Source organism: Peribacillus asahii (assembly GCF_004006295.1).
In the GTDB taxonomy this organism is placed as follows: Bacteria; Bacillota; Bacilli; order Bacillales; family DSM-1321; genus Peribacillus; species Peribacillus asahii_A.
Window position 1 is genome coordinate 194,387 of sequence record NZ_CP026095.1, and the last position, 8,114, is coordinate 202,500.

An 8,114-nucleotide genomic window follows, 5' to 3' on the forward strand; every position below is an offset into this window, starting at 1 on the left:
ATTAATGAACCTGTCTTTCTTTCATAGTCGGTGGTTCTTTTAAAAGGCTGCCTGCCGCTGCGATAATTAACAACGAACCTGTAAAAAGGAAGCCTCCTACGTCTGTGAATCCCAGTAATCCTGTTAGTCCAGAGCCGGCTACAACGCCTAAAGAGAAAAAGGCATAAAAATATCCATAGGCTTTGCCGCGATGAGCGGGTTCAACTGCATGAACGAGTAAAGAATTGATAGATGGGAATAAAAAAGCAAATCCGATGCCATATAGAGCCATACATACATATAAAGATGGTAGACTAACCATTTGACTCAGCAAGAGAAGACTAAGCCCCATAACAGTCATACCAAATGCTAGTGTAAACATCGGCTTAATCCGATCAAAAACGATATTAGTAGGCAGAAGGAAAACAAGAATCGCCACTATGCCAAATGTACTTAACAAGAGGCCGCTCGTTTGAGTATCATACCCGAGACCAATCACTTTTAATGGTAACATATAGGCGAGGGCACCTTGTGAAAACATCAGGAGGAATGCTCCGATAAATGCTTTAACAATATTGGGATTTTGAAAGAAAGCATAGATTGTTATCGATTCTTTTTGCTCTGCTTCAGAATTTGTTTTTACATTGTTACGCAGAAGGAAGAGAGCAAGTACACCTAAAAGAAACATTGAAATCGCTGTAATCGTTAACACCGTTATTTCACTCGTTTTGCTGGCAACAATTCCACTAAAAGCAGGGCCGATAATAGCGGCCATACCAACAAAAGCACCCGAAATCGCTGCCCCTTTTCCTTTTTTATCTTCTGAAGCGGAATTAGCTAAATAAGTGAAAGCCGCAGGTACAATCAACCCGGCCAGTAAACCGTGTAAAAAGCGGATGGCAAGTAATGACCAAGCCCCTCCTGCAAAACGGTATAAGAAGAGGGAAATACCCGTTAATAGTAATCCTGTTAATAAAATGCGAAAAGGCCCTTTCTTATCTGTCAAAAATCCAGATATCACGTTACCAATCGTATTTGAAAAAGAATACATACCGACAGCCAACCCTGTTAAAAACGGAGTTGCACCAAGTGATTCCGCAAAAGGACTCATAATCGGCAGCTGAGTAAATAAGTCGAAAAATGAGAAAAAAACAATGAGATAAACAAAACTACGCATACATGCCGCCTCCATTTAGTTATCTTGCTTCTATTCTTTGTTTTCAATAAAGGTTTGTCAAGGAAGGATTTATGAATCCTATTAGGCGGTTTTTCTACTAATTTGACTCTGTTATATGCCTCTGTTGGTTTTGGGCCCATTTGTGCAGTAAAGCTATTCAATTAAAATAGGAAGCATTAAACATTTTTCATTTCTTTGTTCATACACTTAATGAGTACATGAATTAAGTGTATGAGGGGGTCTGTATGGAAATCATCGGGAAAAGTGTGATTCGAAAAGATACGTGGGAAAAGGTCACGGGGCAGGCTAAATACACAAGTGATCTACAACAGGCTAATCCATTGCATGTACAAAAAGTAATAAGTCCATATGGGCATGCATTAATAAAAAAAATAGAGGTATCAAAGGCAAAAAAAGCTCCGGGAGTACGTGCTGTTATTACGGGAGGGAATTTACCGTTAACAGGTGAAGAAATTCGAGACCGCTATCCGATTGCCCATGACAGAGTCCGCTATCATGGAGAGGTAGTAGCTCTTGTTGTGGCAGATACACTGAAACACGCTAAATTTGCGGCAAACTTAATTGAGATTACATATGAGGCTCTTCCTGTTATTCAGTCACCTACCGAGGCTCTAAATTCAGACGCACCGCTTCTGCATGAACAGCTAGGACAGTATATAAAAATAGGAGAAGTTAATCCAGTGCCTGGAACGAATATTGCGAACCGCTTGAAAATAAGAAAGGGTGATAAAGAGAAGGGGTGGAAGGAAAGTGAGGTTATCGTTGAGGAAAGTTTCTCATTTAGACCATCTGATCATGCAGCTATGGAGACCAGGTGTGCGTTAGGACGTATTGGTGAGCATGGACTCATTGGGATGCCGGCAGCCCTTGCTAATAGTTTATCTTTGGCGGCAGGAGTGCCTTTAAATCAATTGCCATTGCTTCCTGGATTAATTTGGAAAAGTGTGAAGGGAGAGAGGTGAATTGATTTCTTACGATTTTGACTACTATAAACCAACATCAATCAAGGAGGCAGCAGAGCTTTATCATCGTCTAGCTTCTGAAGGTAGAAAACCAAAATATTTTTCAGGTGGTACGGAAATCATTACCCTTGGGCGCTTAAATCTCGTTTATACGGATGCGGTCATTGATATAAAAGGAATTCCTGAGTGTAAGAGATGGGGATTTAAAAAGAATGAGCTAATAGCAGGAGCGGTTTTACCGCTTTCTATATTGGAAGAGGAACCCCATTTTCCATTGTTAGCACAAACCGCAAGTGAGGTGGCGGATTATACGTCAAGAAACAAAATTACGCTTGGAGGGAATGTTTGCGGACAAATTTTTTATCGGGAAGCAGTATTGCCTTTTCTCCTAGCGGAAAGTGACGTCATAGTTGGCGGGAGAAAGGGCGTTAGAAGGGTGCCGATACGCACAATGTTCCATCAAGAGTTAACCTTGGAGCCAGGGGAGTTTCTTGTACAAATTATTACCGAGAAAGCGTATATCGATGCTCCTTTTCTTAGTGTGAAGAAAAGGCAGCAATGGGAAACGGGCTACCCTCTTATAACAGTAGCTTCTTTGAAAAAAGACAATTTTCTCCGGTTTGCTTTCAGTGGTGTTTGCGCTTTCCCATTTCGTTCAGACGAAATGGAGCAAGTTCTTAATGATGCAAGGATGACGTATGAAGAGCGTGTGCTAAAATCTTTCCACTATTTACCTAAGCCTATTTTAAACGATATGGAAGGATCAGAAGAATATCGATTATTTGTTTTGAAAAATACATTAGTAGATTTTTTGAAGCATTTTGAAAGCGGGGGTGTGCATGAGTAAACATAAGCCGAAACGATGGACGGTTGAATTGAAAGTAAATGGAGAAGTGTACGAAGCCGACATTTATGCTTCTAATTTGTTACTGCATGTTTTACGTGAAAAATTAGGCTTAACTGGTGCGAAGCCAGGTTGTTTAAATGGAGATTGTGGTGCCTGTACGGTGATGATGAATCAAAAACCGATGAAGTCTTGTTTAGTTTTAGCCATTGAGGCTGTTGGTACGGATATTTCAACAATTGAAGGCCTTATTCATTCACCGATTCAAAAAGCTTTTATCGAGCATTTCGCCTTTCAGTGCGGATACTGCACCCCGGGCTTTATTATGAACTGTCAGGCCTTATTGTTACAGCATCCTGCTCCTGATTCGGAAACGATTAAACAATGGCTATCCTCTAACATTTGTCGCTGCACAAGTTATCAAGAGATTGAAAAAGCGGTGACTTCTGTGTTGAAACAAGGCGGTAATTAATGATGCGCACGGCTTAAGCCGTGTGCATCATTTTAAGAGAAAATCTTTCGAAACCACTGGATGGTCGGTTTTATAATCTCGGAATACAGCCATTTAATTGGTGGATAAACACACTTCATCCATAGAAAGTGTAGAGGACGATAAATAATATAAAGCCACACCCACTTCATAATGACTTCACTGAAGCGTAAGACCGAAAGGAGGATTTCTTTATAAAACCAAAGAAGTATATGCTTCCATAAAAAATATAAAGGATAGTAAATGACATAGTATACAAATGGATAAATAAGATAATTCCAACAAAAGCGACAAAGTGGCAAAAGAACTTCTCTAATAATAGGGAAGAGTACTTGGCGCCATACCCACTGAATAGGGCGACGAATCATGTATTTCCAAAAAGGATAGAGCAAATAATCTGAGATTAATTGAAAGATAGGTAAAAAGATTTTTTCCCAAATCCAAGTAAGCGGCTTAATCATGAAGTAAAACCAGAGAAAATAGATCAAACGAAGAAGAAGTTGAATAGGAAAATAAACGATAAACACCAAACCGCGTAAAAGATACTTCACCCCGCCCTCGATTGTTGGCATGGAACTCACCTCCTCTAAAAAAAAGATTATGTTTCTATTTATTCTATGTTCTCCCTATTAGTTATAACAACTTGATTTATACCTGTCTTGGTCTGAATCATACTAAGGAAGAAAGGATTAGACTCTTTTGAAAATGATATAAAAATACAAAAAATTACAAAAAGAAAGGAGATTATTTAGGCAGGAGAGAAATAACAGTGTAAGCGTTTCCTGTTTTGGAGTTCGAAATGATGACTAAAGGAAGCTCAATAAATGAACAATGAATAGAATATGAAAGCAGGAGTGTGAAGGGATGGGTCAGGAACAGCGGATTTGGTGGTATGCTTTTGCGAGTATGATGGTGACAATTAGTACTCTCGGTTTTGCAAGAATGTCGTTCGGGATTCTCATGCCTTTTATGAAGGAAAATTTATCACTGACGTATGAACAGGCAGGTATGTTAGGGACAGCCACTTCGATTGGATATTTAGGAATGGTTCTTTTTGCGGGTATCCTTGCTTCAAAATGGGGCTCGAAGCGTTTAGTTGTTTGGGGGACGTTCCTTGTGGCGATTGGTTTGTTGTATTTGTCTTGGGTTACGAGTTTTATTTCTTGTCTAGTGGCAATGGCAATGATTGGAGTTGGTACGGCTTTCACCTACACACCACTTGTAAATATTGTTGTTGGTTGGTTCCCGAAGCAAAGAGGAATGATGATTGGTTTTCTCGTTAGTGGATTGGGATTAGGAACTTTAATTTCGAGTACGCTTATTCCATTCTTTACTACATGGTTTTCGGAAAACGGCTGGCGGTATCTTTGGCTTTTGTACGGAATACTTTCTCTAGTAGTTGTTCTTGTGGCTCAGGCTATCCTTCGAGATCCGCCTATTCCTTTACGTAAAAAGGGGCAGCACAATGATTCGCTTCTTCGGGAAGTGTACCTGCATAAGGGTGTTTTGCTAGTGGCCATTATTTACGGATTGATTGGATTTGCTTATTTGATTCCACAAAGCTTTCTTTTTAGTTATTTTTTAGAGTCTAATGTTGATCGATATTCAGCTGGAAGAATCATGGCTTTTGGTGGGATTATGTCTATTTTTAGCGGGCCGTTGTGGGGAACGATTTCAGATAGAATCGGGCGAAAGAAATCTCTACTTATTACCCTTTTCCTAGGGGCTGGTTCGATGCTTATTCCGATTTTATTTCCTATACAAATTGGGTTTGTTGTAAGCCAATTCCTTTGGGGCGTAACGGTTGTGGGCATGCTTTCACTTATTCAAGCACTTTCGACAGAGCAGATTCACCATTCTTATGCACCGATTGCGCTAGGATATACGACGGTTTTCTTTGCGGTAGGGCAATTAGCTGGACCGGGTCTTGGCGGCTGGATGATTGACCATATAGGAGGAATTCCTTCAGCTTTACTTCTCTGCTGCGGGCTTTTATTTACTGCTTTTATTCTAGCTACACAATTACAGAAGAAAGCAGCTGAAGAGCAGATGAATCTTCAAAAAGTGGATGACTCTGTGGGAGGGTGATTCATATTTTGTCCCTCAATGCTATATGTATAGCATTGAGGTGAAGTTCATGACAGTAAAGGATAACTATTTATTTCAGAAAGAGGACGTGCTGAATCCGGGGATGCCAGCATGGGTTATGAGAGAATATCTTAACTTTCAAAGGGTTGTGACAGATCGATCGTTTCCTTGCTATTTTGGGATGTCGGCGGAGCTGAAGGGTGAACTTCGTTATTCTTATATTAGTCATAATGATTGGTCTCATCTGCCACAAACAATCGAGGCGTTTATTTCTTTGTTTGATGAATCAAAACCGCTTATAAGGCATGGGTTGTTTTTGTTTATAGAGCCTGAGAAAGAGGAAAAATCGATTCTATATTATCGGCAGTATTTTTGGAATGTTCTTCAATATTTACATGAGCAAGACACGAAGCCTTGGCCAGCGGATTATCCAACAGACCCAGAACATCATTTATGGGCTTTTTCCTTTGCAGGAGAACCGTTTTTTGTGTTTGGAAATACACCTGCGTATAAGCAGCGCAAGACTAGGGATTTGGGGAATAGCCTTGTGTTAGGTTTTCAGCCAAGACGGATTTTTGAAGGATTAGAAGGGACAACTATTGGGGGAAGTATGTCTCGAGAAAAAGTAAGAGAACGTGTTAAAAAATGGGACCGCTTACCGAAGCATCCAAACATTAGTCATTATGGTGACCCAAATCATCGAGAATGGAAGCAATATTTTATTGGAGATGATATTGAGCCAATTGAAGGAAAGTGCCCATTTACTCATAAACTAAGTAGTTCACTTGATTCTAAGATAAGAGGCTGGGAAATCATGGAATGAAGAGAAAGACTTTTTCACATTGTCCTTTAGTCTCCCTTTTGGTGAGATGAAGGGCAATTTTCTTTATATTTTGCAAGAAGTTTGTTAGAAAGGTTTGCTCTTGAATATATTTTAAAATCTTTCTTACATGGATTTAATATAAGATCTGTTGGACAGGTTTATATATTGAAAGTTAACTTACTACTTACTCTTTGATGTAGTTGGAAATGGTGTCGATCATTCTATTTTTCTCTGTCACTAATTTTGAGAAAAATATTTCAAAAAAACAATTGACGAATTAAAAATAGGGGCGTATAATCAATTCTTGTCAGCAGAAAAAACTAGTTCTTTGAAAACTAAACAAAACAGAAACGCCAACGTTAATTTTTAAGTGAGCACACACTATAAAAAAGTGCAACATGAGCAAGTCAAATTCTATCGGAGAGTTTGATCCTGGCTCAGGACGAACGCTGGCGGCGTGCCTAATACATGCAAGTCGAGCGAATCAATGGGAGCTTGCTCCCTGAGATTAGCGGCGGACGGGTGAGTAACACGTGGGTAACCTGCCTGTAAGACTGGGATAACTTCGGGAAACCGGAGCTAATACCGGATAGTTTCTTTTCTCGCATGAGAGAAGATGGAAAGATGGTTTCGGCTATCACTTACAGATGGACCCGCGGCGCATTAGCTAGTTGGTGAGGTAACGGCTCACCAAGGCGACGATGCGTAGCCGACCTGAGAGGGTGATCGGCCACACTGGGACTGAGACACGGCCCAGACTCCTACGGGAGGCAGCAGTAGGGAATCTTCCGCAATGGACGAAAGTCTGACGGAGCAACGCCGCGTGAGCGAAGAAGGCCTTCGGGTCGTAAAGCTCTGTTGTTAGGGAAGAACAAGTACGAGAGTAACTGCTCGTACCTTGACGGTACCTAACCAGAAAGCCACGGCTAACTACGTGCCAGCAGCCGCGGTAATACGTAGGTGGCAAGCGTTGTCCGGAATTATTGGGCGTAAAGCGCGCGCAGGCGGTCCTTTAAGTCTGATGTGAAAGCCCACGGCTCAACCGTGGAGGGTCATTGGAAACTGGGGGACTTGAGTGCAGAAGAGGAGAGTGGAATTCCACGTGTAGCGGTGAAATGCGTAGAGATGTGGAGGAACACCAGTGGCGAAGGCGACTCTCTGGTCTGTAACTGACGCTGAGGCGCGAAAGCGTGGGGAGCAAACAGGATTAGATACCCTGGTAGTCCACGCCGTAAACGATGAGTGCTAAGTGTTAGAGGGTTTCCGCCCTTTAGTGCTGCAGCTAACGCATTAAGCACTCCGCCTGGGGAGTACGGCCGCAAGGCTGAAACTCAAAGGAATTGACGGGGGCCCGCACAAGCGGTGGAGCATGTGGTTTAATTCGAAGCAACGCGAAGAACCTTACCAGGTCTTGACATCCTCTGCCAACCCTAGAGATAGGGCGTTCCCCTTCGGGGGACAGAGTGACAGGTGGTGCATGGTTGTCGTCAGCTCGTGTCGTGAGATGTTGGGTTAAGTCCCGCAACGAGCGCAACCCTTGATCTTAGTTGCCAGCATTCAGTTGGGCACTCTAAGGTGACTGCCGGTGACAAACCGGAGGAAGGTGGGGATGACGTCAAATCATCATGCCCCTTATGACCTGGGCTACACACGTGCTACAATGGATGGTACAAAGAGCTGCGAACCCGCGAGGGTAAGCGAATCTCATAAAGCCATTCTCAGTTCGGATT

The 8,114-nt window shown here is 41.9% G+C and carries 7 protein-coding genes and 1 rRNA gene (1 of these 8 cut by a window edge); 6 read left to right on the forward strand and 2 right to left on the reverse strand.

All coding sequences use genetic code 11. The annotated features are described in order from the left end of the window. Position 1: 1 nt before the first annotated feature. Positions 2–1,156, reverse strand: a complete 1,155-nt coding sequence (locus BAOM_RS01075) for an MFS transporter (RefSeq protein ID WP_127758716.1) — start codon at positions 1,154–1,156, stop codon at positions 2–4. Between the two features lie 245 nt (positions 1,157–1,401). Here BAOM_RS01075 and BAOM_RS01080 point away from each other — a divergent pair, with 245 nt between their 5' ends. Genes BAOM_RS01080 through BAOM_RS01090 form a run of 3 tightly spaced genes read left to right on the forward strand, consistent with a single transcriptional unit; the run spans position 1,402 to position 3,455 of the window. Continuing rightward, positions 1,402–2,139, forward strand: coding sequence for a xanthine dehydrogenase family protein molybdopterin-binding subunit (locus tag BAOM_RS01080; RefSeq protein WP_127758717.1), 738 nt, complete (start codon positions 1,402–1,404; stop codon positions 2,137–2,139). A gap of 1 nt (position 2,140) precedes the next feature. Beyond that, the gene (locus BAOM_RS01085; protein ID WP_127758718.1) at positions 2,141–2,986 is read left to right on the forward strand and encodes an FAD binding domain-containing protein; all 846 of its coding nucleotides are present in this window, start codon (positions 2,141–2,143) and stop codon (positions 2,984–2,986) included. Continuing rightward, a complete protein-coding gene (locus tag BAOM_RS01090) occupies positions 2,979–3,455 on the forward strand; it encodes a (2Fe-2S)-binding protein (RefSeq protein WP_127758719.1) in 477 nt (158 codons plus the stop codon). The genes BAOM_RS01085 and BAOM_RS01090 overlap by 8 nt, the downstream gene beginning before the upstream one ends. 32 nt (positions 3,456–3,487) lie before the next feature. Here the strand turns inward: BAOM_RS01090 and BAOM_RS01095 are convergent, their stop codons facing one another. Further along, positions 3,488–4,045 carry a hypothetical protein gene (locus BAOM_RS01095; RefSeq protein WP_127758720.1) on the reverse strand — a complete coding sequence of 186 codons (558 nt, stop codon included), beginning with the start codon at positions 4,043–4,045 and terminating at the stop codon, positions 3,488–3,490. Between the two features lie 292 nt (positions 4,046–4,337). Here BAOM_RS01095 and BAOM_RS01100 point away from each other — a divergent pair, with 292 nt between their 5' ends. From BAOM_RS01100 to BAOM_RS01110, 3 genes are all read left to right on the forward strand, one after another. Continuing rightward, positions 4,338–5,561, forward strand: coding sequence for a YbfB/YjiJ family MFS transporter (locus BAOM_RS01100; protein WP_127758721.1), 1,224 nt, complete (start codon positions 4,338–4,340; stop codon positions 5,559–5,561). A 49-nt stretch (positions 5,562–5,610) separates the two neighbouring features. Then, on the forward strand, positions 5,611–6,384 hold the full coding sequence (locus BAOM_RS01105; protein WP_127758722.1) for a YqcI/YcgG family protein: 774 nt from the start codon (positions 5,611–5,613) through the stop codon (positions 6,382–6,384). Between the two features lie 414 nt (positions 6,385–6,798). Beyond that, positions 6,799–8,114, forward strand: a 16S ribosomal RNA gene (locus BAOM_RS01110); it runs 234 nt beyond the window's last position.